Annotated in this window: 21 protein-coding genes; 14 read left to right on the forward strand and 7 right to left on the reverse strand. The window is 66.0% G+C overall.

Annotated elements, in window-relative coordinates:
• Positions 1 to 93: 93 nt before the first annotated feature.
• Positions 94 to 513 (reverse strand): hypothetical protein, encoded by a 420-nt coding sequence (locus ACQ4W4_RS05310; RefSeq protein ID WP_436541052.1) that lies wholly within the window; start codon positions 511 to 513, stop codon positions 94 to 96.
• Positions 514 to 809: 296 nt separating this feature from the next.
• On the opposite strand from ACQ4W4_RS05310, the gene ACQ4W4_RS05315 reads away from it, so the two are divergent.
• The gene (locus ACQ4W4_RS05315) at positions 810 to 1,880 is read left to right on the forward strand and encodes a M29 family metallopeptidase (RefSeq protein WP_436541053.1); all 1,071 of its coding nucleotides are present in this window, start codon (positions 810 to 812) and stop codon (positions 1,878 to 1,880) included.
• A 3-nt stretch (positions 1,881 to 1,883) separates the two neighbouring features.
• On the opposite strand, the gene ACQ4W4_RS05320 is transcribed toward ACQ4W4_RS05315, so the two are convergent.
• On the reverse strand, positions 1,884 to 2,843 hold the full coding sequence (locus ACQ4W4_RS05320) for a LysR family transcriptional regulator (protein ID WP_436541054.1): 960 nt from the start codon (positions 2,841 to 2,843) through the stop codon (positions 1,884 to 1,886).
• A gap of 109 nt (positions 2,844 to 2,952) precedes the next feature.
• On the opposite strand from ACQ4W4_RS05320, the gene ACQ4W4_RS05325 reads away from it, so the two are divergent.
• Together ACQ4W4_RS05325 and ACQ4W4_RS05330 are read left to right on the forward strand one after the other, a co-directional pair.
• A complete protein-coding gene (locus tag ACQ4W4_RS05325; protein ID WP_436541055.1) occupies positions 2,953 to 3,792 on the forward strand; it encodes a phytanoyl-CoA dioxygenase family protein in 840 nt (279 codons plus the stop codon).
• Positions 3,792 to 4,613 carry a sugar phosphate isomerase/epimerase family protein gene (locus ACQ4W4_RS05330; protein ID WP_436541056.1) on the forward strand — a complete coding sequence of 274 codons (822 nt, stop codon included), beginning with the start codon at positions 3,792 to 3,794 and terminating at the stop codon, positions 4,611 to 4,613. Before ACQ4W4_RS05325 ends, ACQ4W4_RS05330 begins: the two co-directional genes overlap by 1 nt.
• Here the strand turns inward: ACQ4W4_RS05330 and ACQ4W4_RS05335 are convergent.
• The gene (locus ACQ4W4_RS05335; RefSeq protein WP_436541057.1) at positions 4,598 to 5,536 is read right to left on the reverse strand and encodes a LysR family transcriptional regulator; all 939 of its coding nucleotides are present in this window, start codon (positions 5,534 to 5,536) and stop codon (positions 4,598 to 4,600) included. The genes ACQ4W4_RS05330 and ACQ4W4_RS05335 overlap by 16 nt on opposite strands.
• Before the next feature lie 163 nt (positions 5,537 to 5,699).
• Here ACQ4W4_RS05335 and ACQ4W4_RS05340 point away from each other — a divergent pair, with 163 nt between their 5' ends.
• The 11 genes from ACQ4W4_RS05340 (at position 5,700) to ACQ4W4_RS05390 (ending at position 20,085) form a co-directional block, all read left to right on the forward strand.
• Positions 5,700 to 6,542, forward strand: a complete 843-nt coding sequence (locus ACQ4W4_RS05340; protein WP_436541128.1) for an oxidoreductase — start codon at positions 5,700 to 5,702, stop codon at positions 6,540 to 6,542.
• A gap of 21 nt (positions 6,543 to 6,563) precedes the next feature.
• Positions 6,564 to 7,022, forward strand: coding sequence for a MarR family winged helix-turn-helix transcriptional regulator (locus tag ACQ4W4_RS05345; RefSeq protein ID WP_436541058.1), 459 nt, complete (start codon positions 6,564 to 6,566; stop codon positions 7,020 to 7,022).
• Positions 7,023 to 7,364: 342 nt separating this feature from the next.
• Positions 7,365 to 7,853, forward strand: coding sequence for a DUF6702 family protein (locus ACQ4W4_RS05350; RefSeq protein WP_436541059.1), 489 nt, complete (start codon positions 7,365 to 7,367; stop codon positions 7,851 to 7,853).
• A 12-nt stretch (positions 7,854 to 7,865) separates the two neighbouring features.
• Positions 7,866 to 9,902 carry a TonB-dependent receptor gene (locus ACQ4W4_RS05355; RefSeq protein WP_436541060.1) on the forward strand — a complete coding sequence of 679 codons (2,037 nt, stop codon included), beginning with the start codon at positions 7,866 to 7,868 and terminating at the stop codon, positions 9,900 to 9,902.
• A 103-nt stretch (positions 9,903 to 10,005) separates the two neighbouring features.
• Positions 10,006 to 10,740: a 2OG-Fe dioxygenase family protein gene (locus ACQ4W4_RS05360; protein ID WP_436541061.1), complete on the forward strand. Its 735-nt coding sequence runs from the start codon at positions 10,006 to 10,008 to the stop codon at positions 10,738 to 10,740.
• 142 nt (positions 10,741 to 10,882) lie between these two features.
• Positions 10,883 to 12,244, forward strand: a complete 1,362-nt coding sequence (locus ACQ4W4_RS05365) for a hybrid sensor histidine kinase/response regulator (protein WP_436541062.1) — start codon at positions 10,883 to 10,885, stop codon at positions 12,242 to 12,244.
• 262 nt (positions 12,245 to 12,506) lie between these two features.
• Positions 12,507 to 13,235: a CerR family C-terminal domain-containing protein gene (locus tag ACQ4W4_RS05370; RefSeq protein ID WP_436541063.1), complete on the forward strand. Its 729-nt coding sequence runs from the start codon at positions 12,507 to 12,509 to the stop codon at positions 13,233 to 13,235.
• Entirely contained in the window at positions 13,232 to 14,647 is a 1,416-nt protein-coding gene (locus tag ACQ4W4_RS05375) for an efflux transporter outer membrane subunit (RefSeq protein ID WP_436541064.1), read from the forward strand. The genes ACQ4W4_RS05370 and ACQ4W4_RS05375 overlap by 4 nt, the downstream gene beginning before the upstream one ends.
• Before the next feature lie 13 nt (positions 14,648 to 14,660).
• Entirely contained in the window at positions 14,661 to 15,845 is a 1,185-nt protein-coding gene (locus ACQ4W4_RS05380; protein ID WP_436541065.1) for an efflux RND transporter periplasmic adaptor subunit, read from the forward strand.
• An 8-nt stretch (positions 15,846 to 15,853) separates the two neighbouring features.
• Entirely contained in the window at positions 15,854 to 18,970 is a 3,117-nt protein-coding gene (locus ACQ4W4_RS05385) for an efflux RND transporter permease subunit (RefSeq protein WP_436541066.1), read from the forward strand.
• A 131-nt stretch (positions 18,971 to 19,101) separates the two neighbouring features.
• Positions 19,102 to 20,085: a hypothetical protein gene (locus ACQ4W4_RS05390; protein ID WP_436541067.1), complete on the forward strand. Its 984-nt coding sequence runs from the start codon at positions 19,102 to 19,104 to the stop codon at positions 20,083 to 20,085.
• A 51-nt stretch (positions 20,086 to 20,136) separates the two neighbouring features.
• Here ACQ4W4_RS05390 and ACQ4W4_RS05395 read toward each other — a convergent pair whose 3' ends face one another.
• From ACQ4W4_RS05395 to ACQ4W4_RS05410, 4 genes are all read right to left on the reverse strand, one after another.
• Entirely contained in the window at positions 20,137 to 20,877 is a 741-nt protein-coding gene (locus tag ACQ4W4_RS05395; RefSeq protein ID WP_436541068.1) for a hypothetical protein, read from the reverse strand.
• A gap of 95 nt (positions 20,878 to 20,972) precedes the next feature.
• Entirely contained in the window at positions 20,973 to 22,367 is a 1,395-nt protein-coding gene (locus tag ACQ4W4_RS05400; protein WP_436541069.1) for an efflux transporter outer membrane subunit, read from the reverse strand.
• A complete protein-coding gene (locus ACQ4W4_RS05405) occupies positions 22,364 to 23,566 on the reverse strand; it encodes an HlyD family secretion protein (RefSeq protein WP_436541070.1) in 1,203 nt (400 codons plus the stop codon). The genes ACQ4W4_RS05400 and ACQ4W4_RS05405 overlap by 4 nt, the downstream gene beginning before the upstream one ends.
• Entirely contained in the window at positions 23,553 to 25,247 is a 1,695-nt protein-coding gene (locus ACQ4W4_RS05410) for an MFS transporter (protein ID WP_436541071.1), read from the reverse strand. Before ACQ4W4_RS05410 ends, ACQ4W4_RS05405 begins: the two co-directional genes overlap by 14 nt.
• Positions 25,248 to 25,271: the final 24 nt, after the last annotated feature.

Here is a 25,271-nt window from a genome sequence, read left to right on the forward strand (position 1 = left end):
AGAAAATGCTCAGGGCTAGGCGCCGCCCCGAAGACAGTACTTCAGTACGGCGAGGGGCAGGCAACAACGCCCTGGGCGTTTTATCAACCGCTCTTATACCTTGACGCTTTCAGATTTTGCAATAACCGTGCGCGGAATAATATCCGTCGCCGGGCAAGACTCCATCGCATCCGAATACGCGAGCCAGCGCTGCAGGCTTTCCATGCGGCGGATGGTGATGCCCTTGCCATTGATATAGCCGATCTGCTCGAAATTGGCGGGACTGGTGGTCAGCTTCGACACGGTGGGCGCATTGTCGACCAGGCGGTCGTAGGCCTTGCGCGCCTTGTGCTCCCACTTGGCCAGCGCTGGGTCGTCAAAGCGGTTGCTCTCAAAATACACGGTAATGGTGCGGTCGTGGTTGGCAAAACCGACGATGGCCGCCCCTTTGCGTATGGTCAACAGGACATCTTCCTTGACGCCCGTGACGGGAACGAACACGGCAGCACGGCCATCCGTATCCGGCCGCTCCATGGGAATATCTTGTCCAATTATGCTCATCACATCACACTCTTAGTCTTCGCCTGTTGGCTTGTTGTCCCTGCTTCACTGGAAGCATGCCACCGTGCGCATGCGCGCCTTTGCCGCTGCGCCGGGCCGCTTCCAGGCTCGCTGCTATACCATTTATCAAATAATACATTGCCGTAAAGCACTGCACAAGATAATCAGGGACCCGGCAGACGCCTGTCCTCCGCCGGATGGGGAATGGTGTGCCCAGCAGCAATCACCTTATAATGCTGCGATTACTTCACGCCCCCCACCTTCGCACCATGACGCTTCCCGAGAATGACACCAGCCGGCTCGACGCCATCAGCGCCGCCGCCACCGAAGTGGCCGCGCAAAACGTGGCCGACCTGCTGGCCATGGCCATCCGCCACCGCCCGGACGAACCGTCCCTGATCGTCTGCGACAAGCGCAGCTGGCTCAACGTGGTACTGACGGAAGCGTATCGCCAGGCCTTGCCGGACGCCACCTTCATCGATTTCGACGAGGTCACGCCCGACGCCGTGCTGGCCGCGTTTGCCGAACTGCCGGCCGGCAGCCTCGTCGTGCTGATCCAGTCAACCAGCTTCCGCCTGGAAGCGTTCCGCATCCGCATCGAGCTGTTCAAGCGGGGCCTGAAAGTGATCGAGCACGTGCATCTGTCGCGCATGCCTGGCGTGCAGGGGCTGCACTACATCGCCTCGCTGGCCTACGATCCCGCCTACTACCGCGGCGTCGGCCATGCACTGAAAGCGCGCATCGACGGCGCCCGCCACGGCATGGTCGACAGCGGCGGCGAGCAACTGGTGTTTGCTTCCCCGTTCGAATCGGCCAAGCTCAATATCGGCGACTACAGCGGCATGAACAATATCGGCGGCCAGTTCCCCCTGGGCGAAGTATTCACGGAAGCGCAGGACCTGGAAACGGTGAACGGGCGCGTGCGCATCTTCGTCTTTGGCGATACGCACTTCATGGTCAACCGCCCCGACACGCCGATCACCCTGATCATCGACAAGGGCAGAGTCACGGGCACGGAAAACGCCACGCCGGAATTTTTGGCCATGCTCGAGATCATCCGCGCGCATGAAGGCGAAGTGTGGGTGCGCGAACTGGGTTTCGGCATGAACCGCGCCTTTTCGCGCGAACAGCTGGTCAACGACATCGGCACGTATGAGCGCATGTGCGGCATCCATCTGTCGCTGGGCGCCAAGCACGGCGTGTATGCAAAACCGCAATTCAAGCGCAAGGATGCGCGCTACCACGTCGACATCTTCGCCGTCACCGAAGCCGTCTACCTGGACGACGAGCGCGTGTATGCCGATGGCGCGTGGACAGTGGAACCCGTCGCGTTCAATTGACCGTCAGCTGAAAAATCCGGCCGCTGCCAGCTCGCGGTCCCACGGCGGCACGGGCTGGTATTCGGCCACCAGGAAATCGATCAGCGCGCGCACCTTGGGCGACGGCTGGCGGCTGGCCGGATACAGGGCGCTCAAGTGATTCAGGGGCAGGTCCCAGCCGGACAGCACGGGCAGCAGGCTGCCATCGAGCAGGTTGCGCCAGGCGAGAAACGTGGTGCTGTAGACGATGCCGAGCCCCCGCTGCGCCGCCTGGTGCAGCACCAGGCCATTATTGGCCGTAAAACCCGCCTGCACGCGCACGCTCACGTCCTCTTGCTTGTTGCCTTCCCCGCGCTGGAAATGCCAGTTCGTGCCATCGGTCAGGTGGCTGAAATGCAGGCACTGGTGCTGTAACAAGTCCTGCGGCGTCTGCGGCACGCCCCATTGCGCCAGGTAGGCGGGACTGGCGCACAGCACCGCGCGGCACGGCGCCAAAGGCCGCATGGCCAGCGCGCTGCTGTCCGGGATACCGCCCACGCGGATGGTCAAGTCAAAGCCGTGGCGTATCGGGTCGAGCAGCGCATCGTCGACAAACAGTTCGGCCCGTACCTGCGGGTGCAGCAAACTGAAACGGGCGACGGCGTCGGCCAGCCACGCGCTGCCGAAACTCGATGGCGCCTGAATGCGCAGCGGCCCGGCCAGCTCCGCACCCGCTCCCGCCTGCGCCACGTGCGCCACCATGCGCGCCGCTTCCTGCGCCTGGCTGACGGTGGCCATGCACGGCGCCAGATAGGCGCGGCCCGCGTCCGTCAAACTCACTTCGCGCGTGGAGCGGTGCAGCAGGCGCGCATGCAGACGCTCTTCCAGCTGCATGATGGTCTTGCTGACCATGGCGCGCGTCAGGCCCAGGCGCTGCCCGGCCAGCGTAAAGCTGCGCTGGCGCGCCACTTCGACAAAGATTTCCATCGCTTTTAGTTGATCCATGTCAAAGATTGTCTGCGCTTTGGCGACAATCTGTCAACCGCTGGGCGATTGTTTGCGCACTGTCCCCATCCTACAATGGCGCCTTCTACCAATCTCCGGAGCCGCCGCCATGCTGACGATCGAACAACAAGACCAATACCAACGCGACGGCTATATCATCCTGCCCGATTTCAAGGGCGCGGACGAGATCGCCGCCCTGCGCGCGCGCGCCGAACAGATTGTCAACGAATTCGATCCCGGCGTCAGCCAGTCGATCTTCACCACGCGCGACCAGGCGAAGAACACCAACGATTATTTTCTCGCCTCCGACAACACCATCCGCTGCTTCTTCGAAGAAGAGGCGTTCGGTGCAGACGGCCAGCTGAAGCAGGCGAAATCGCTGTCGATCAACAAGATCGGCCACGCCATGCACGACCTGGACCCCGTCTTCCGCGCTTTTTCGGCCGACCCGAAACTGGCCGAAGTCGCGCGCGACCTGGGCCTGGCGGATGCGCAGGTCTGGCAATCGATGTACATTTTCAAACAGCCCGGCATCGGCGGCGAAGTGCGCTGGCACCAGGACGCCACGTATTTCGAGACCACGCCCATCAGCGTGACCACCTTCTGGTTCGCGCTGGAAGACGCGACCCTGGACAACGGCTGCCTGTGGGCCGAACCGGGCGGCCACCGCGGCCCCCTGCGCGAGCGCTTCATCCGCAACGGCGACGCCGTGCGCGTGGAAAAACTCGACGCCATGCCCTGGCCCGACGACAGCACGGCCGTGCCGCTCGAAGTGAAGGCGGGCGCCCTCGTCTGCTTCCACGGCTTGCTGCCCCATTACAGCGCGCCGAACCGCTCGCCCGTCTCGCGCCACGCCTATACCTTGCACGCCACCGACGGCCGGACGGCATACGCGGCCCACAACTGGATACAGCGCGACGCGTCCTTCCCCGTGCGGGGCTTCGTCTGATGCGCATCGACGTCTTCGCCGCCCACTGGGGCAATAACGACCTGCCGCCCGAGGTCTTCATCGACAGGGTACTGACGGCCGGCTTCGACGGCATCGAGATGTCGCTGCCGCTGGACGCCGCCCTGCGCGAGGAGTGGACGGGGCGCATCGCCGATGCGGGCCTGGATCTGATCGCCGCGCAGTGGGAAACCGTGTTCCACGGCGATTTCGAGCTGCACCGCGCCGCCCTGGCCGAACTGCTGGAAAACGCCTGCCTGGCCCGCCCCGTGCTGGTCAACACGCACACGGGCAAAGATTTTTATACCCAGGCGCAGAACGCGGAATTGATCGACCTGGCCGCCGCCATCTCGGCAAAGCACGGCGTGCCCATCGTGCATGAAATCCACCGCAGCCGATTTTCCGGCCACCCGATGCTGCTGCTGCCGTATCTGCAGCAATTTCCGCAGTTGCCCTTGACGGCCGACCTGTCGCACTGGTGCTGTGCCTGCGAATCGCTGCTGGAAGACCAGCCGCAGACCCTGGCGCAGGTACTGCCGCTGGTGCGCCACGTGCATGCGCGCGTGGGCCATGCGCAGGGGCCGCAAGTGGCCGACTTCCGCGCGCCGGAAGCCAAGCCCGCGCTCGACGCCCACCTGGCCTGGTGGGACGCCATCGTCGCCCTGCGCCGCGCGGCCGGCGCCGAGCGCATGACGTTCACGCCGGAATTCGGCCCGGCGCCCTACACGCAAACGCTGCCATACACGCAGCAGCCCGTGAGCGACGCGTGGGAACAAAACGTCGCCATGCTGCAGCTGCTGCGCCAGCGCTATCCGGCCGGTTGAGGAAGCGGGAGAGGCGGCGCAAAATTGGCCTGCACGAAATCGATGAAGGCGCGCAGCGGCGCGGGCAGGTGGCGCCGGCCCGCATAGTATAAAAACGGGCCGGGAAAGGGCATCGCCCAGTCTTCCAGCACGGGCTGCAGCTGGCCCGCATCGATGTACGGCTGCAGCCACTCTTCAAACAGATACACCAGCCCATGGCCGGCGATGGCCATGCTGACCGCAAAGTCGGCCGCCGTCGGCGTGACGATCACGGGGCCGTCCGGCTCCACGCTCACTTTTTGCCCATCCCGTTCGAACTCCCACGGCGGAATCGCGCCACTGAGGAATTTCCCCAGCAGACAGGCGTGCCGCAACAGGTCGCGCGGATGCTCGGGCACGCCGCGCTGCGCCAGGTAGGAGGGCGCGCCCGCCACCGCGAAGCGCTGCGTGCGCGGGCCGATCGGGATGGCGATCATGTCCTGCTCCAGCCGCTCGCCATAGCGGATGCCGGCATCGCAGCCGCTGGCGACGACATCGACAAAATTATTGTCGACCACCAGTTCGACCCTGATCTGCGGATGGGCGCGCAGGAACTGGTCGACCATGGGCTGCAAAAAGAAGCGCGCCGCGTTGACGGGCACGTTCAGGCGCAAGGTGCCGCGCGGACTGTCGCGCAAGTCGTTCAGCACATCGAGCGCGCTGCTCACTTCCTCGAGCGCCGGGCGCAAGCGCGTCAGCAGCAGCGCGCCGGCCGCCGTCGGCGTCACGCTGCGCGTGGTGCGCTCCAGCAGGCGGATGCCCAGTTGCTGCTCCAGCCGGCGCAGCGCCTCGCTCAGCGCGGACGCCGACTGCTCGCTGGCGCGCGCGGCCTGGCGAAAACCCCGGTGCTCGGCCACCAGGGCAAAGGCGGACAGGTCGGCCATGGAAGGGTTGTCTGCATGCATGAGGAGAGCTTTCACGGGGCGAGATTGTGCGTAAATAAGTACAGCCTGTGCCGGATTGACCCGATTATCATACAGCGCAATCGCCCTTACGATGGCCGCTCCCGTCCCTTACCACTACACAGGAGCTCCCATGCACACGTATTCCCCCGCCAGCGACCGATTTATGCCCGCCCATTGCGACATCGCATTCAACCGCCTCGGCTATGGCGCGATGCAACTGGCCGGCCCGCACGTCTGGGGCCCGCCGAAGGACCGCGCCGCCGCCGTCGCCGTGCTGCGCGCAGCCATCGAACTGGGCGTCAACCATATCGATACGTCGGACTTTTACGGCCCCCACGTCACCAACCAGATCCTCCGCGAAGCGCTGCATCCATACCGCGACGGCGTGACCATCGTCACCAAGATCGGCTTCATGCGCGGCGCCGACCAGTCCTGGCTGCCGGCCGCATCGCCACAGCAACTGCGCGACGCCGTGCACGACAACCTGCGCAACCTGGGCCTCGACGTGCTCGACGTGGTCAACCTGCGCGCGCCGGGCCTGGACGGCCCGGACGGCTCGTCGCTTGCCGAGCCGCTGGCCGCGCTGGTGCAGCTGCAGCGGGAAGGCCTGGTGCGCCATATCGGCCTGTCCAATGTCGATGCGGGCCAGGTGGCCGAGGCACAGCGGCTCAGTCCCATCGTCTGCGTGCAGAACCACTACAACCTGGCGCACCGCGCGGACGATGCGCTGATCGACACCCTGGCCGCGCAAGGCATCGCCTATGTGCCCTTCTTCCCCCTGGGCGGCTTTTCGCCGCTGCAGTCCGATACCTTGAACCAGGTGGCAGCCGCCCTGCACGCCACGCCGATGCAGGTGGCGCTGGCCTGGCTACTGCAGCGCGCGCCGAACATGCTGGTGATACCAGGCACGTCGTCGGTGGCGCATCTGCGCGAGAATGTCGCCGCCGGCGCGCTCAGGCTCGACGCGCAGGCATTGGCGGCATTGAGGTCGCTTGCAACTAAGTAGCGCACTATATATACTGTGCCCATGGATACCACCTCCCCCAACCCCTTGCACCAGGTGCCGCGCCTGGACGGCCAGCTGTGCTTTGCGCTGTACTCGACCTCGCTTGCCATGAACAAGCTGTACCGCAAGCTGCTGCGCAAGCTTGGCCTGACTTATTCGCAGTATCTGGTGATGATGGTGTTGTGGGAGCGCGACGGCCTGACGGTGTCGGAAGTGGGCGAGCGCCTGTTCCTCGACTCGGCCACCCTGACGCCCTTGCTCAAGCGCATGGAGCAATCGGGCCTGCTGACGCGCACGCGCGCCGCCAGCGACGAGCGTCAGGTCATCATTTCCCTCACGCAGCAGGGCGACCAGCTGCGCCATCAAGCGGCCCTGCTGCCTGAAGCCATCCTGACGGCCAGCCACTGCAGCGTGGAACAGATTGTGGACATGAAACAACAACTGAACCAGTTGCGCGACAGCCTGATGAAAAGCGAGTAAAAGCGCTGCTTTCCCCAGCAAAATCAGGCAAAGCCCCCCCTGACCGCGCCCGGCAAAAAGCCGGTCCATCATCCGCCTTTCTTTCTTGCACATCGAAACAACGATGGCGCCACCCTGCGTATAGAATAGTTGCCACTATTTCCTTACAACAACGTCAAGGTGAGCATGCGCATACCGTTCGGCTTCACCCCGAATACCTACCGCACCGCCTCCGGCGCACAAGGTCACGCCTTCGCGCCTGGAACTGTTCAAGAGCGAAAAATCACCCAAGGAGAACCTGATGCGCGACTTTCATCCGCCGTTGAAAGGCAAGAGCAATGGCTCGGCCAAGGGCGACGAGGCATGAAGCGCTGGCGTGCGCTGGCGGCCGCCACGCTGGCCTGCGCCAGCATGGCCGCGGCCGCCCATAATTTCCACATGGGTATCGCCGACATCCGCTATAACGGGACCAGCGGCAGCACGGAAGTGGTCCACACCTACACGGGCCACGACGTCGAGGCGCTGCTGACGAATCTGTACCAGCGCCAGTTCGACCTGAGCCGGGAAGACAGCGAAGCGGCGCTGCGCCGCTATGTCGAGAAACAGTTTTACCTCGTGGGGCCGGATGGCAAGCGCCTGCGCCTGAACTGGGTCGGCATGAAGGTCAATGCCGACAACGTGGTGATTTTCCAGGAGATCGAAGGCACGCGCCTGGCCCCCGCCACGCGCATCCACAACCAGCTGCTGATCGATTTCCTGCCCAGCCAGCGCAACACCCTCAACGTGCAGGACAGCGGCGCCATCCAGACGCTGATGTTCGACCGCCAGAACACGGAACTGCCGATCCGCTAATCCCCGCCCCCCATGACGCCACGCTCCCTTTCGCTCCTCTTCGCGGCCCTGTTTTCCGCCACCGCCGCCCACGCCGACGACATTTTCCAGCGCGTGCTCGTCGACGGTTCGCGCCTGAACCAGCTGGGCGTGGCCGATTCGGCCAACGCGGGCAGCGTCACGCAACAGCAGCTCGACGCGCGCACCAGCTACCGGTCCGGCGAATTGCTCGAAGCCGTGCCGGGGCTGATCGTCAGCCAGCATAGCGGCGAGGGCAAGGCCAACCAGTTCTACCTGCGCGGCTTCAACCTCGATCACGGCACGGACTTGCGCACCACCGTCGACGAGATGCCCGTCAACCAGCGCAGCCATGGCCACGGACAAGGCTGGACGGACCTGAACTTTTTGATCCCCGAACTGGCCATGCGCCTCGATTACAGGAAGGGGCCGTATGCGGCGGCGCAAGGCGACTTTTCCTCGGCCGGAGCGGCGTCCGTCGTCTACGCGAATCGCCTGACGCAGGGCGTCGCCAGCGCCGGCATCGGACAAAACGGCTTTCGCCGCGCCCTGCTGGCCGACTCCGTCGATGCGGGCGACGGCAGCCTGCTGTACGCGCTCGAAGCGCAGCACAACGACGGCCCTTTCTCGCAGCCGGACCGCTACCGCAAGCGCAATGGCGTGCTGCGCTACAGCGAAGGCTATGCCAACAACGGTTTCAACGTCACGGCCATGACGTACGACGCCAGCTGGAACGCCACCGACCAGATTCCGCTGCGCGCCGTGCGGGACGGCAGCCTGGGCCGCTTCGACGCCATCGATGCCAGCGACGGCGGCAAGGCGCAGCGCTACAGCCTGTCGGGCGCCTGGCGCCAGACGACGGACGACGCGTCGTCCAGGGGCAGCGCGTACGTGATCGCCAACCGCCTGGCCCTGTTCTCGAACTTTACGTATGCGCTGGACGATCCGCTCAACGGCGACCAGTTCGCCCAGCCCGACCGCCGCGTGACGGCCGGCCTCGACGCCAGCCACACCTGGCACCGCCACACGGACAGGGGCAGCAGCGACACCACCATCGGCCTGCAACTGCAGAACGACAATATCCACAATGGCCTGTACACCACGCGCCAGCGGCAGATCGTGTCGACCACGCGGCAAGACCATATCGTCGAAACGAGCATCGGCGTGTATGGCGAAAACAGCACGCGCTGGTCGCGATCGCTGCGCACCGTGGCCGGCCTGCGCGCGGACGCCTACCGCTTTGACGTGCGCAGTGACCGGCCGGAAAATTCGGGCACGGCCAGCGACCATTTGTTCAGCCCCAGCCTGAGCGTGATCGCCGGGCCGTGGCGCGACACGGAAGCGTATCTCAACATCGGCAACGGTTTTCACAGCAACGACGCGCGCGGCACGACGATCACGCTCGACCCGAAGACGGGCGAGGCGGCAGACAAGGTCACGCCCCTGGTGCGCTCGCGCGGCCTGGAACTGGGCTTGCGCAGCGCCGCCATCGCCGGCCTGCAAACCTCGCTGTCGCTGTACCGCCTGGACTTCGATTCCGAGCTGCTGTTCATCGGCGACGCGGGCGCCACGGAGGCGGGCCGCCCCAGCCGCCGCTACGGCATCGAGTTTTCCAGCTACTACAAGGCGGCCGGCTGGCTGTCGCTGGACCTGGACCTCGCATATGCGCGCGCACGCTCGCGCGGCAGCGCCCCGGCGGGCGACTTCATCCCCGGCGCCATCGAGGGCGTGGCCCAGCTGGCCATGACGCTGACGCCGCCGGGACGGTGGTCGGGCTCCTTGCGCCTGCGTTACTTCGGCCCGCGCCCGCTGATCGAAGACAACAGCGTGCGCTCCGCCGCCAGCGTAGGCCTGAACGGGCGCATCGCCTACCAGGTCGACAAGACCTGGCGCGTGGAAATGGAAGGCTACAACCTGGCCAACCGGCGCGACTCGGCCATCGACTACTACTATGCCTCGCGCCTGCCCGGCGAGGCGCAGCCCGTCGACGACATCCACTTCCATCCGGTGGAGTCGCGCTCGCTGCGTCTGACCCTGGTAAAGAATTTTTAAGTAAACAAGAATAATTCCTGTCGCACTGCACAGGAAACGCCGCGAAGTCGTAGAATGCCAGGCTGGATAAACTGAGACAGGCCGCGTTCCGGCCCGCACCGCCATGAGCACTTCCGCACCGATCTTTACCGACCCGTCCCACGTCAAGGACGCCTTGCGCGATGACGGCTATGCCGTTCTGCGCCCGCAGGACGTGGCCGCGCTGGCCGGCTGCCCGCTGGACGCGCTGCGCGCGCTGGAACCAAGCTGGAATACCCTGGCGCTGGACAATTACCTGAAGGATGGCGGCCGCTATCGCCGCCGGCGCCATTCGTGCTTCGTGCAGGATGGCGAGCGCCTGACGCAGACGGCGCACCGTCCGCACTGGCAGCCGGTGGAATACAACGCCCTGCACGGCGGCATGCACCGCCTGTTCGAACCGGTCGAGCCGGCTATCGTCGCGCAAGCGGCCTGGCAGCAGCTGATCCGCGCACTGGGCGACGCCTGCTCGCAGGTCAAGGGCAGCCAGCCGTGGTTCATCGAGGCGCACCAGTTCCGCATCGATACGACCGATGGCATCGGCCGTCCCACGCCGGAAGGCGCGCACCGCGACGGCGTCGATTTCGTCGCCGTACTGCTGATCGGGCGCGAACAGGTCAAGGGCGGCGAGACGCGCATCTTCGAAGCGGATGGTCCCAATGGCAAACGCTTTACCCTGACCGAGCCATGGTCGCTGCTGCTGCTCGACGACGCTGCCGTGATCCACGAATCGACGCCGATCCAGCCCATCGGCGAACACGGCCACCGCGACACCCTCGTGCTGACCTATCGCGCAGGCCAGTTCCAGGGCGAAAACTGACAAGCGGCCACAGCATTCCCTGTGGGCAAAATAGTTACTTGGAAGTTACTTTTACAGACCTAAATCCGATATAGTCATACGATGTCGATATTGCGCGCTCACCGCGCCCAGCATCACCACACTGAAATCCTGGGAGAGGTCTGTGGACTCCAACAACCAAATCAAGCCTGACGAAATCGAGATCCTGATCGTCGAGGACAGCCCGACCCAGGCGGAGCGCTTGCGCCGCCTGATCCAGTCGCTGCACTATAACGCGCGCGTGGCGGCGAATGGCCAGCTGGCCCTGGCCGCCATCCGCGAGCGCAAGCCGCACCTGGTGCTGTCCGATATCGTCATGCCTGAAATGAATGGCTACGACCTGTGCCGCGCCATCAAGTCCGACCCGACCCTGCGCGACATCCCCGTGATCCTCGTCACCTCGCTCAACGACCCGAAGGACATCATCCGCGGCATCGAGTGCGGCGCCGACAATTTCATCCGCAAGCCCTACGCGGAAGACTATCTGCTCAACCGCATCAGCCACATGCTGATGAACCAGAAGCTGCGCAAGAACCAGAATGTGGAAATCGGCATCGCCCTGTACCTGGGCGACCAGAAGCATTTCATCAATGCGGAACGCCAGCAAATCCTCGACCTGCTGATCTCCACGTATGAACAGGCGGTGCAGGTCAACGGCGAACTGCAGGCGCGCGAGCGCCAGGTGATCGAGCTGAACATGCGCCTGGCGCACCATGCGGCCGAACTGGAAACCATCAACCGCGAAATCGCCCTGAAAAACCTGGAACTGGCCGAGGCGAGCCGCATGAAGTCCGCCTTCATCGCCAACATGTCGCATGAACTGCGCACACCGCTCAACGCCATCATCGGCTTCACGGGCGCGCTGCTGATGAAACTGCCCGGCCCCCTGACGTCGGACCAGGACAAGCAGCTGAACACCATCCGCGCCAGCGCGCGCCACCTGCTCTCGCTGATCAACGACATCCTCGACGTGGCCAAGATCGAGGCGGGCAAACTGACCCTGTCGATCGAACCCGTGCACTGCCAGGACCTGATGGCCGAAGTGGCCGACACCCTGCGCCCGCTGGCCCAGCAAAAGGGCCTGGCGCTGGAAATGGCGCTGGGAGAAGCGGGCCAGCCGCCCGTCATCATCGACACGGACCGCCGCGCGCTGACGCAAATCCTCATCAACCTGCTCAACAACGCCATCAAGTTCACGGAACAGGGCACAGTGCGCATCTGCCTGGCCCAGCGCGAGGAAGACGGCGTGCTGGTGACGGAAATGAGCATCGCCGACAGCGGCGCCGGCATCAAGGAAGAAGACCAGGCCAAGCTGTTCCAGGCCTTCTCGCAACTCGATTCCACCTCCACGCGCCATGTGGAAGGCGCGGGACTGGGCCTGTACCTGTGCCAGAACCTGGCCAACGCCATCGGCGGCGCCCTGTTCTTCAACAGCGACTACGGTTCCGGCAGCACGTTTACCCTGGCGCTGCGCAGCAAGCCCTGATCCCGGTGCGCCGCAACATAAAATATGGTTTTTTTGCCATGCAAAACGGGCCGATACCGTAGTTCTACGGTATTGCACTGCACCATTTTCAGCGCTATAGTGGAACTGTCTCCTCCAATTCGTTCCCTGAACATTGGATTCAGCCCGCGCCAGTTCGCGGGCTTTTTTTTTGCCCGCGTTTTACCGCATCTTCATCTTTCCTTAACTAAATCAAGCGATTTAGTTATATCAATCGTTTGAGATATATGATTAAATCTCCGACATGATTGAAAAAAACATTTCCCACACACCAAATGCCGACGACGGGCGCAAGCCCCGTTCCGATGGCGAACAGTCGCGCGAGCGGTTGCTGCTCAGCGCCATCCGCCTGTTTGCCGAACAAGGTTACGCCAAGACGTCCACGCGCGAACTGGCGCAGGCGGCCGGCACCAACGCGGCCGCCATCCGCTACTATTTTGGCGACAAGGCGGGCCTGTACCGCGCCGCCTTCTCCCATCAACTGTCGAATCCACAAGACAATATCGCCCTGTACGAACAACCGCATTTCACCCTGCGCCAAAGCCTGGAAGGCTTTTATGCGCAATTGCTCGCCCCCATGCAGCAGGGAGAAATCGCGCGCGACTGCATGCGCCTGTGGTGCCGCGAGATGCTCGAACCGACGGGCCTGTGGGCGCGCGAGGTCGACCAGAACATCCGTGCCGAACACGAGGCGCTCACGCGCGTGCTGGCACGCCACCTGGGCGCGCCCGACGACAGCGACGACATGCACCGGCTGGCGTTCTCCATCGCCTCGCTGGCCCTGCAGCACATGGTCGGCGCCGACGTGCTGCACACCTTGCGCCCGCAACTGATGGAAACGCCGCACGCCATCGATACCTGGCTGGCGTGCATGACCGACTACGCGCTGGCCATGGCCGACGTGGAGCGCCGGCGCCTGGCCCATCCTCCCTCTCCCCCTACCGCTCAACGACAAGCAGAAGGACCAGCATGACGACTATTCGATGCACCGTTCAACGCGCCCTGGCCGCCAGCATCGTGCTGGCGCTGGGCGGCTGCGCCCTGCAGGGGCCGCCCGCGGCGGTGGCCGCCAGTGCGCCCGCGCAGTGGCAGGCGCCGCTGCCGCATAACGGCAAGCTGACGGACCTGGCCAGCTGGTGGCAAGGCCAGGGCGACAGCCTGCTGGTGGAATTGATCGCCGACGCGCAGCAGGTCAGCCCGACCATCGCCGCCGCCGGCACGCGCATCGCGCAGGCGCGCGCGGACAGCATCGCCAGCGGCGCCGCGCTGGCGCCCAAGCTCGACGCGACGGGCAGCGTGGTGCGCACCAGCCAGCAATCGGCCCAGCCCGGCGGCACCACCTCGCAGGCCGCGCTGCAGGCGTCGTGGGAAATCGACGTCTTCGGCGCCAACCGCGCCACGCGCGATGCGGCGCAGGAGCGCTACGACAGCGCCCGCGCGCTCTGGCATGAGGCCCGCGTCTCGGTCGCCGCCGAAGTGGCAAACCAGTACTACGCCTTGCGCACCTGCCAGCAATTACAGGCCGTGTCCGAGCAGGATGCCGTCTCGCGCCGCGACTCGGCACGCCTGACGGAACTGAGCGCCGGCGCCGGCTTCCAGCCGCCCGCCAACGCCGCCCTGGCCCGCGCCAGCGCCGCCGAAGGCGCCAGCCGCGCCATCGAACAGCGGGCCGCCTGCGACGTGAACATCAAGGCCCTGGTAGCCCTGTCGGCCATGCCGGAAGCATCGCTGCGCCAGAAGCTGGCGGCCAGCCCGGCGGTCCTGCCCTCGCCCGTGGCGATTGCGCAACTGCCGGCGCAAACCCTGGGCCAGCGTCCCGACGTCTACAGCGCCGAACGCGAAGTGGCGGCCGCCAGCTTCGAGGTACGCGGCGCGCAGGCGCAGCGTTATCCCCGCCTGACCCTGGCCGGCGCCATCGGCAAGGGCAATATCCGCGCCGGCGGCACCAGCATCACGGCCAGCACATGGAGCATCGGCCCGCTGGCCGTCAGCCTGCCCATCTTCGACGGCGGCACCCGCCGCGCCCAGGTCGATGCGGCCACGGCGCGCTACGACGAGGCGGTGGTGAAATACCGCGCCGGCGTGCGCCAGGCCGTGCGTGAAGTGGAAGAGGCGCTGGTCAACCTGGCCAGCACGGACGAGCGCAGCGGCCACGCCAAAACGGCCCTGGAAGGCTACCGCGTGTCGTTTGTCGCCACCGAGGACCGCTACAAGAACGGCCTGGCCAGCCTGATCGAACTGGAAGACGCGCGCCGCACGCGCCTGGCCGCCGAAAACACGGTGGTCAACCTCGAGCGCGAACGCAGCGCCGCCTGGGTGGCGCTGTACCGCGCCGCCGGCGGCGGCTGGAACGGCAGCAGCGCCATCGCCAACAACGCACCTTGACGGATACGACAACATGAAAAAACTGACCTTGAAACCGATGGCGCTCGCGCTGGCAGCCCTGTGTGTGCTGCTGGGCGCCGGCGTTACCCTGTACTCCCCTTCCTCCACGGCGGCCGACGACGCCAAGGATAAAAACGCGGCGCAAAAGCCCGCCCTCACCGTCACCACGGCCAAGCCGCAGACGGCCAGCCTGCCCATCAAGCTGAAGGCCAACGGCAACGTCGCCGCCTGGCAGGAAGCGGTCATCGGCAGCGAGTCGAACGGCTTGCGCCTCACCGACGTGCGCGTGAATGTCGGCGACGTCGTGCGCGCCGGCCAGGTGCTGGCCGTGTTCTCGAACGACACGGTGAACGCCGACGTGGCGCAGGCCAGGGCCGCCGTGCTGGAAGCGGAAGCGAATGCGGCAGAAGCGGCCGCCAACGCGCAGCGCGCCCGCTCGCTGCAAAGCACAGGCGCCATCAGCGCGCAGCAGATCAGCCAGTATCTGACGGCAGAACAGACGGCCAACGCGCGCATCGCCTCAAGCAAGGCGCAGCTGGCGTCGCAGCAGCTGCGCCTGAAATACACGCAGGTGGTGGCGCCCGACAGCGGCATCATCTCTTCGCGCTCTGCCACCGTGGGCTCGGTGGTGGGCGCCGGCACGGAATTGTTCCGCATGATCCGCCAGGGCCGCCTCGAATGGCGCGCCGAAGTGACGGCCACCGAGCTGCTCAATTTGAAACCAGGAACCCTGGCGCAAGTGAAGGCAGCCAACGGCAGCGTCTTGACGGGCAAGGTGCGCATGATCGCCCCGACCGTCGACCCGCAGACGCGTTCGGCCCTCGTCTACGTGGACCTGCCGGCCAGCACCGGCAGCAACGCGCCGTTCAAGGCCGGCATGTACGCCAGCGGCGAATTCGAACTGGGCACCTCGGGCGCGCTGACGGTGCCGCAGCAGGCGATTGCCGTGCGCGATGGCTTCAGCTATGTCTTCCGCCTCAATCCCGACCAGCGGGTCAGCCAGATCAAGGTGCAGGCCGGACGGCGCCTGAGCGACCGCATCGAGATTTTGAGCGGCGTCACGGCCGACACGACGATTGTCGTCAGCGGCGCAGGCTTTCTCAATGACGGCGACCTGGTACGCAATGTAGCCACCCCGGTAGCCGCACCGGCTGCAGCCAAGCCGGCTGCGCCGGCCGCCGTGGCAGCGAAAAAGTAAGGCAAGCCATGAATTTTTCCTCCCTCTCGATCAAGAATCCGATCCCGGCCATCATGCTGTTCGCGCTGCTGACCCTGGCAGGCCTGCTGGCTTACAAGGCCAATCCGGTGCAGGATTTCCCCGACATCGAACTGCCCATCGTCACCGTCAGCGCGGTGTTGCCCGGCGCCGCGCCGGCCCAGCTGGAAACGGAAGTGGCGCGCAAGATCGAAGACTCCGTCGCCACTCTGCAAGGCGTGAAAAACATCTACACCAAGGTGCTCGATGGCGTCGTCACGGTGACCGTCGAATTCATCCTGGAAAAGCAGATCGCCGAAGCCGTCAACGATGTGCGCGACGCCGTCGCGCGGGTCAAGGCGGACATGCCGGCCGAGCTGCGCGACCCCACCGTCACCAAGGCGTCCACCGCAGGGCGCGTGGTGCTGACCTTTATCGCCACGGCAAAACCGGGCGTGGACAACCCGCTCGACTCTCCCGACCTGTCCTGGTTCGTCGACAACACGGTCGCCAAGCGCCTCCTGACGGTGCCCGGCGTGGGCGCCGTCACCCGCGTGGGCGGCGTCTACCGCGAGATCCAGGTGGAGCTCGACGAGGCGCGCATGGCCGCATTGAAGGTCTCGGCCCTCGACGTCTCGCGCCAGCTGCGCCTGGTGCAGCGCGAAGCGCCGGGCGGCAGGGGCGACATCAGCGGCGCCGAGCAATCGGTGCGCACCATCGCCACCGTCAAGACGGCCGATGAACTGTCGCGTGTGGAAGTGCCTTTGCCGGACGGCCGCCATGTGCGCCTGGACCAGGTGGCCACCGTGCGCGACACCATCGCCGAACCGCGCGCGCTGGCCGAGCAGGATGGCAAGACGGTGGTCGCCTTCGAGGTATTCCGTACCAAGGGCGCCAGCGAAGTGGCCGTCGCCAAGGGCGCGCGCGACGCCATCGCCGACCTGCAAAAGGAAAACCCGAATGTGGTGCTGCAGCAGTCGATCGACAATGCCTTCCCCGTCGAGGAAAACTTCGACGGTTCGATGGAACTGCTGTACGAAGGCGCGCTGCTGGCCGTGCTGGTGGTGTGGTGGTTCCTGCGCGACTGGCGCGCCACCCTGGTCGCCGCCGCCGCCCTGCCCCTGTCCGTGATGCCGGCCTTCCTCGGCATCTACTGGTTCGGCTACACGCTCAACACCGTCACCCTGCTGTCGCTGGCCCTGGTCGTCGGCGTGCTGGTCGACGACGCCATCGTGGAAATCGAAAACATCGAGCGCCATCTGCGCATGGGCAAGTCGCCGATGGAAGCGGCCATGGAAGCGGCCGACGAAATCGGCATGGCGGTGATCGCCACCACCTTCGCGCTGGTGGCCGTGTTCCTGCCGACGGCCTTCATGAGCGGCATTCCCGGCCTGTTCTTCAAGCAGTTCGGCTGGACGGCCGTGCTGGCCGTGCTTGCCTCGCTGGTGGTGGCGCGGCTGCTCACGCCGATGATGGCGGCCTACATATTAAAACCGCTGCCGCACAAGGAAGAACAGGACGGCTGGCTGATGACGCGCTATCTGCGCGTAATGCGCTGGTGTCTGAACCACCGCGGCATCACGGCCATCGCCGCGGCCCTGTTCTTTGTCGGCGCCATCGCGCTCGTGCCGCTGCTGCCGACCGGTTTCGTGCCGGCCGCCGACCGCGCGCAGACGCAGATCAACCTGGAACTGCCGCCCGGCTCGACCCTGGCCGAAACGCAGGCCGTGGCAGCCCTGGCGCGCGATGCGGCCATGCGCACACCAGGCATCCAGGGCGTCTTCAGTTCGATCGGCGGCGGCTCCAGCGGCGACGCCTTTGCCCCCGGCGCGGCAGCCGAGGCGCGCCGCGCCGTGCTGACCCTGACCACCGTGCACCGCACGGAGCGCAAGGAATCGATGGCGGACCTGGAAACGCAGCTGCGCCACAAGCTCGATACGATCCCCGGCGCGCGCTTCACGGTGGGGCCGCCCGACACGGGCGTCAAGATGCAGCTGGTGCTGCGCTCGGAAGATCCGGTGGCTTTGACGACGGCGGCGCAAAAGGTCGAGCGCGAACTGCGCGGCCTGAAAGGCATCGGCAACGTCAATTCCAGCGCCTCGCTGGTGCGTCCGGAAATCATCGTGCGCCCCGATTTCGCCAAGGCGGCCGACCTGGGCGTGACGGCGGCAGCCATCGGCGAGACCGTGCGCGTGGCCACGGCCGGCGACTACGACACGGACCTGACGAAAATGAACCTGCCCGAGCGGCAGGTGCCGATCCGCGTCAAGCTGCCCAACAGCGTGCGCGCCGACCTGGCCGCCATCGAGCGCCTGACCGTACCCGGCAAGAATGGCCCCGTGCGCCTGGCGAACGTGGCCACGGTGACGATGGAAAGCGGCCCGGCGCAGATCGACCGTTTGAACCGCAGCCGCAACGTGACCCTCGACGTGGAACTCGGTTCGCGCACGCTCGGCGAACTGAATGAAGAAGCGCGCGCGCTGCCGTCGATGAAGAATTTGCCGCCGTCCGTGAAGATCGCCGAACTGGGCGACGCGCAGGAAATGGCCTCGCTGTTCGCCAGCTTCGGCCTGGCCATGCTGATCGGCGTGCTGTGCATCTACTGCGTGCTGGTGCTGCTGTTCAAGGACTTCATGCAGCCGGTGACCATCCTGGCGGCGCTGCCGCTGTCGATCGGCGGCGCCTTCGTGGCGCTCCTGATCACCGGCAGCGCCCTGTCGATGCCGTCGATGATCGGCCTGATCATGCTGATGGGGATCGTCACCAAGAACTCGATCCTGCTGGTCGACTATGCGATCCTGGCGCGCCAGGCCGGCATGAACCGCTTCGACGCGCTGGTCGACGCCTGCCACAAACGCAGCCGCCCCATTCTGATGACGACGATTGCCATGGGTGCCGGCATGATGCCGCTGGCGCTGGGCTGGGGCGCCGACCCCAGCTTCCGTTCGCCGATGGCCATTACCGTCATCGGTGGCCTGATCACCTCGACCTTATTGAGCCTGCTGGTGGTGCCGGCCGTGTTCACCTATATCGACGACCTGGAGCACCTGCTCAAGCGCGGCATGGCGAAACTGCGCCGCCAGAAGGCGCCGCTGCGGCGCGATGACAGGGCGGCGCTGGAAAAATAAGCGCCGCCCTTGTTTGCAAAATCGCCCCCTGCGGGCAAGGAAGCGAGGGAGCGGCCGCCAGGCCGCGCTCCCTCGCTTTCATCTATCTGGCATACTGCGCCCATTCTCCATGACCGCAATCTGCCCTGCCTATGAATTACCGCACCCCGCTCGTCCTGCTGATGGCCTCCGCACTGCTCGGCGCCTGCTCGGACAAGACCGCCCCCGCCAGCGCCGACCTGGCAGCCGACGTGGCAGCCGACGTGGCAGCCGCCGTCCCCGCCGCTGCCGATGCGACGGCATCGGCCGAACACGTGCCGCCGCCGTCCGCCACCGCGCCCAGGACGGAAGCGATGAACACGCCGCAGGCGCGCGAGCGCGAAGCAGGCATGATGCGCGCCGTCTTCGGCAAGGCCTACCGCGACGACAGCGACGATGCGCTGGCCGACCTGCCCGATCCGGACAACCACGTCGACAAGCTCAGTTACGTGGTCAGCGCCGTCAGCCACAAGCTGCTGCCCGATGGCAGCGCCATCCTGGTGGCGAATGCGGAAACGGCCAACACGGAAGGCACGGCCGAATCGGCGCATGCCTCTCCGGGGCTGCTGAATGTCTTTTTCCTGGAGCCCAAGGGCACGCCGGAAGACGGCCAGTGGCAAGTCGTGAAACGCCTGGAAAACATCGCCGCCCTGGGCTCGTCGGGGCAGCTCGGCGAAGTCCACTGGGTCATGCTGGGCGCGAACAAGCCGGGACTGGCGATCCGCTACGGTTATACGGGCCAGGGCTACACCATCACGCAACTGGCCCTGTTTGAAATCGGCGACGGCAAGGTCACTTCACTCGATGGCGCCATCGACCTGTACTCGGACAATATGGGGGCCTGCGGTCCTGAAACGGACGAGTGCTGGATGGTCAAGGGGAATTGGCGCTTCGCGCCGGCGCGCAATGGCGCCGCCTACGATGACTTGCTGATCGACTTCAAGGGCGCCTCCGAAAAGATCAAGCCGGGCGTCAAGGTCAAGCCGGACGAAGACCCGCCGCGCATCGCCACGCCACTGAACGGCCACGCGCGCTATGGCTTCGATGGCAAGGGATACAAGCTGGTCGAGGGCAAGAATACGGTGCCTGGCGTGTAATGGGGTCAGCCCCGGGGTCAGCCCCGCCGGGTCGGACCCCGCGCTAGCCAGCTACCTGCGTGCCGCCTCCAGGCGCGCCAGCAGCGGCGCATACATCGAGCGCGTATGGCTGCTCCAGCGGGCCATGGCGCTGTCGATATCGAGCAGCAAGCGCTCCGACAGCACCTTGTCGCCCTGCTGCAGCGCCCAGATCGCGCACTCGGCGCGGCACTCGAAGCTGTTGTAGCGCGTCAGCGCATCGTCGAATTCCGCCTTCGCGTCCGTCTGTCGCCCGCTTTGCGCCAGCGCGCGCGCCGTCAGCAGGGACACCATCTCGGGCCGGAAATGGATATCCGTGCGGCGGATGAATTCCAGGTGCGTCAGCGCTTCGGCGCCGCGCGCGCATTCCAGATAGGCGCGTGCCGCGCCCAGGCGAATTTCCAGGTCCGATGAAAACGCCCCCCGCAGGCAGGCTTCGTACGTCGATGCCGCTTCCTGCGCATCGCCCGCCTCCAGCTGCGCGCTGGCCAGGCGCATCTGGTTTTGCGCCGTCGGCGTGTACTCGAAGGCCGCTTTCGCCTCGCGCAATTCGCGGTTCGGATCGAGCACCTGCACGGCCACCGAAGCGACCTTGCGCGCGCCTTGCGGCAGGCGCGAATTGGGCAGATAGATGGCGAAGAAATACACCACGCTGCCCAGCAACGGGAACATGAATAAAATGAGCAGCCAGTACAGCTGCTGTCCGTTGCGCACCACGTGGATCGCAAAAAATACCGCGATCAGGATGTGGATGCCTATGCCAAAAATCGTCATGCTGCGACCTCGTTCGTTCGTGACGGGAGCAGCTGGCACGGCGCCGCCGCTTTCCCTGGTCAGAATATTACACTGGCCGCGCCGTGCACACACGTCTATTGCGTCTGGGCCGACCAGCCGCCGCCCATGGCGCGGTACAGGTCGACCGAGGCGACGAGGATGCGCGTCTTCAGCTGCAGCAGCCCCACGTCGGCGCTGTACAGGGTGCGCTGGGCGTCGAGTTCTTCCAGGTACGAGGCATAGCCATTGCGGTAGCGGTTGTGCGCGATGCGCAGGGTGTCCGCCGCCGTGGCGCGGCGCGCGTCGTTTTCCACGGCCTGCTGCTGGAGGCGGTAGAGGGCGCCCAGGCTGTTTTCCGTTTCGGCGAAGGCGTTGCGCACCACGTTTTCATACGCGTACACGAGCTGGTCGCGCTGCGCGCCGGCCGCGTCCGTCTGCGCCTGCACGCGGCCGCCATCGAACAGGGGGCCGGCCGCCAGCGCCGTCAGGCGCCACAAGGCGGTCGGCGCATGCAGGAAATCCGTGAGCGTCGTGGCTTGCCCGCCGCCGACGGCCGTCAGCTTGAACGAGGGCAGCAGCTGGTCGCGCGTGGCGGCCAGGCTGGCGTTGGCAGCCGCCAGGTTGTGTTCCGCGCGCGCGATGTCGGGCCGCCGGCGCAACAGTTCGGACGGCAAGCCGGCCGGCACCCCAGGCGCCGCCAGCTCGGCCAGCGGCAAGCCGCGCGCGATGGGGCCGGGATTGCCGCCGACGAGGATGGCCAGCGCGTTTTCCTGTTCGAAGATCTGCCGCTGCAGCTGCGGCACCTGCTCGGCCGCCGCGTGGTATTCCGATTGCGCCTGCAGCCATTCCAGGCGCGAGCTGTAACCCACCTCGAACTGCTTGCGCGCCAGCTCGCGCGACTGTTCGCGCAGCTGCAAGGTCGATTGCGTCAGCGCCAGCTGCGCGTCGAGTCCCCGCAGATTCAGGTAAGCGGTCGCCACGCTGGCGGCGATCGACAGGGCCGCGGCATCGAGGCTGGCCTGCTCGGCGCGGTAGCTCTCGCCGGCCGCATCGCTCAGGCTCGCCAGCCGGCCCCACACGTCGATTTCATAGCTGGCCTGCAGTTCGGCCTGGAAGACATTCGTCACATACGGCTTGCCGCTGGACGCCAGGGTGCGCGTGCGCGACGGCGAACCGTCGAAGGCCAGATTGGGCGCGCGGTTCGCGTCGGCCTGCGCCAGGCGCGCGCGGTATTCCTGCACCCGGGCGCGCGCCACGCGCAAGTCGCCATTGCGCGCCAGCGCCTCGCCCACCAGGTCGCTCAAGACCGGATCGCCGAAGGCTTGCCACCACAGTTGCTCGACATGGGCACCCGTCGCCGCTGGTGCGCCGATGGCTTGCGCGCGCCAGCCGGACGGCAACTGCAGTGCCGATGCGGGCTGCGGCGGCGCGTTGGCGGCGCAGCCGGCCAGCGCCAGCGCACCGGCCATCAGCCATACGCGGCGCTTCATGGCTTGGCCTTCACGGCTGCTTTTTTCGGCGGCGGCGGGGGTGCGGGATTCTCCGCCGAATCGTTCAGCACGGCGGACGTGTCGACGCTGACCACCACCGACATGCCCGGCACGAGGCGGCGCGCATTCGCCTGGCCCGGATCGATGCGGATGCGCACGGGAATGCGCTGGGCGATTTTGAGGTAGTTGCCCGTCGCATTATCGGCCGGCAGCACGGAAAACTCGGACCCGGTGGCCGGCGAAATGCGCTCCACCTGGCCCGTCAGCACGGCGCCGTCGAGCGCGTCGACGTGGAAAGTGGCGCTCTGCCCTTCCTGCACGCCATTCATCTGCGTTTCCTTGAAATTGGCGATCACCCACATCTGGCGCGGCACCAGCGCCATCAGCTGCGCGCCCGAATTCACGTACGCGCCCTGGCGCACCGTCACCTGGCCCAGCTGGCCGTCGGAGGGCGCCACGATGCGCGTGTTATCGAGGTCGATCTTCGCCGCCTTGAGGGCCGCCTGCGCGTTCGCCACGGCCGCTTCCAGCGCCTGCTTGTTGACCACCACGCTATGCACGCTTTGCTGGGCGATGTCGAGATTGGCCCTGGCCTGCGCCAGTGCTGCCGCCATCTGCGCCTGCGTGGCGCGCGACTGGTCGTGTTCGCGCTGCGACAGCGAGCCGTCGGCCACCAGCTGGTCCACGCGATTGAGGTCGGCGCTGGCCTTGCGCGCCTGCGCTTCCGCGTTGGCCAGCGCTGCCTCGCTGACGGAAATGCCCGCCTGCGCGCTGGCCTTTTGCTGCGCCCAGTTCGACAGCGCCGCCTGCTGCGCCGCCAGCTGGGCTTGCGCCTGCTCGTAGCGCTGCTGGTAGATGCGGTCATCGATGCGCACCAGCAGCTGGCCCTCCTTGACGTCCATGAAGTCCTGCACCGTCACTTCCACCACATAGCCCGACAGCTGCGTGCCGATGATCGTCACCTGTCCCCGCACGGTGGCGTTTTCCGTCGTCACGATGGGACTGGTGAACGGCGGCAGACGCCACGCATACAGCACGATCAGCACGCCCACCAGGGCCACGGCGGCAAAGGCCAGCGCGGACAGCCACTGGTGGCGCCGGTCCGGCTGCGGCGGCGTGCCGCTGGCCGCTGGCGCAGGTGGCGCCGCGGGTGCGGGTGCGGGTGCAGGTGCGGGCGGTGGGGTGTTATTTTCTGTCATTGCTCGGTTCCGAATTGGTAATGGGGACGATGGCCATGGCCGTCTGCGCATCGCGCACGGGGCCGACCAGGCGGCGCGCACCGGTGGTGATGCGGGTCCAAAACTGGCTGACCAGCATCCAGATCAGGGTCGCGATGGCGACGCCGGCGATCATCAAGAAGACGTCGTTGTAGGCGAGGACATTGGCTTCGCGCGTGGCGACGGCGCCCAGGCGGGCCACGCCCTGGGCGCTGCGCAAGGCGGGGTCCGTCAGCACGCCGCCATAGCTTGCGGCGCCCGACTGCACCCGCGCGGCCACCTGCGGGTCGAGCATGGTGAGGTGCTCGACCAGATAGCTGGAATGGTATTTTTCGCGCGCCGTCTGGATGGTGCCGACGATGGCCGACCCGAGCAAGCCGCCCAGGTTCTGCGTCATGGTAAACATCACGGAAAAACTCACCAGGTTGCGCGGTTCGGCGATCACGGCGCCCATGCCGGCCACCATGGTGGGGCCGAGGAAATACGTGCCGCCAAAGGCCAGCAGGAACTGGCTGACATACATGTTGACGGGGCGCGTCTGGCTGGTGGCGTGCGCGTCGATCAGGGCGCCGGCCGCGATCAGCAGCAGCGCGAACATCAGCGAGCGGTTCAGGGTGGCCGGATTGATCGTCAGCGCGCTGACCACCAGGCCCGCCACGCTGCCCAGCAGGACCACGATGAACAGGTTCTGCATCTGGTCCGTGTTCAGGCCCAGCGCCTGCAAAAAGCCCACGGCGCCCGTCGATTCGGACAGCACGACGCGAAACAGCAGCACCGATAAAAACAGCTTGGCGATCTTGCCCGTGGTGAGCCAGCGCGTGTTGAGCAGCGGGCGCGCGCGGTTATGCTCGATGGCCAGCGAGGCGGCGATCAGCACGATGGAAGCCGCCAGGCACACGCCCACCCACTCGGACTCCATCCACCACGCCGTGCGCCCCTGCGCCAGCACGGCGCACAGCAGGGCCACGCCGGGCGCGAACAGAATAAAGGTGAGGAAATCGAGCGGTTCGAACGTCTGCACGCGGTCGCCGGGCGGCAGCTTCAGGGCCAGCACGCAGCCCAGCGCCAGCAGAGCCAGTCCCAGCTCGAACAGGTACAGGCCGTGCCATTCGCCGATCTGCAGCAGTTCGGACGTGAAGATGCGCGCCAGCGGCAGCGCCAGCTGGGCAAAGCCCAGGCCCAGCACCACGCCTTTCAGACGGTGCCGCGCGGGAAACGCCTGCAAGGTGTAGTACAGCCCCAGCACACCCAGCGCGCCGCCCACCATGCCATGCGCGGCGCGCACGGCGATCGCCGACGGCAAGGTATTGGCGTACAAGTGGGCGAACGTCACGAGCGCATACAGCACCAGGAACGCTTCCGTAAACAGGCGCAGGCCGAACTGCTGGCGGAACTTCACCAGCAGCAGATTCATGGACACGATGGTCATCACGTAGGCGGCCGGCAGCCACTGCATCTGGTAGGCATAGGCGGCCAGCGAACCTTGCAGGTTCAGCAAATTGGCCGTCACCAGGCCGTTCCCGAGCCCCCCCGTCAGCGCGACGATCAGGCCGACGATGAAATACGCGACACGCTTGGGCGTCGAATGTTCGGGCATCGATGGCGACCCGGGCAAGGTCGGACGTTCGCCCGGCCCCCAGGTGCGAGGTGTGTACTTGTCCATGCGGTAATCGCGATCCGGTTTGCT

Source organism: Janthinobacterium glycogeni (assembly GCF_051380725.1).
Taxonomy (GTDB): Bacteria; Pseudomonadota; Gammaproteobacteria; order Burkholderiales; family Burkholderiaceae_D; genus Janthinobacterium.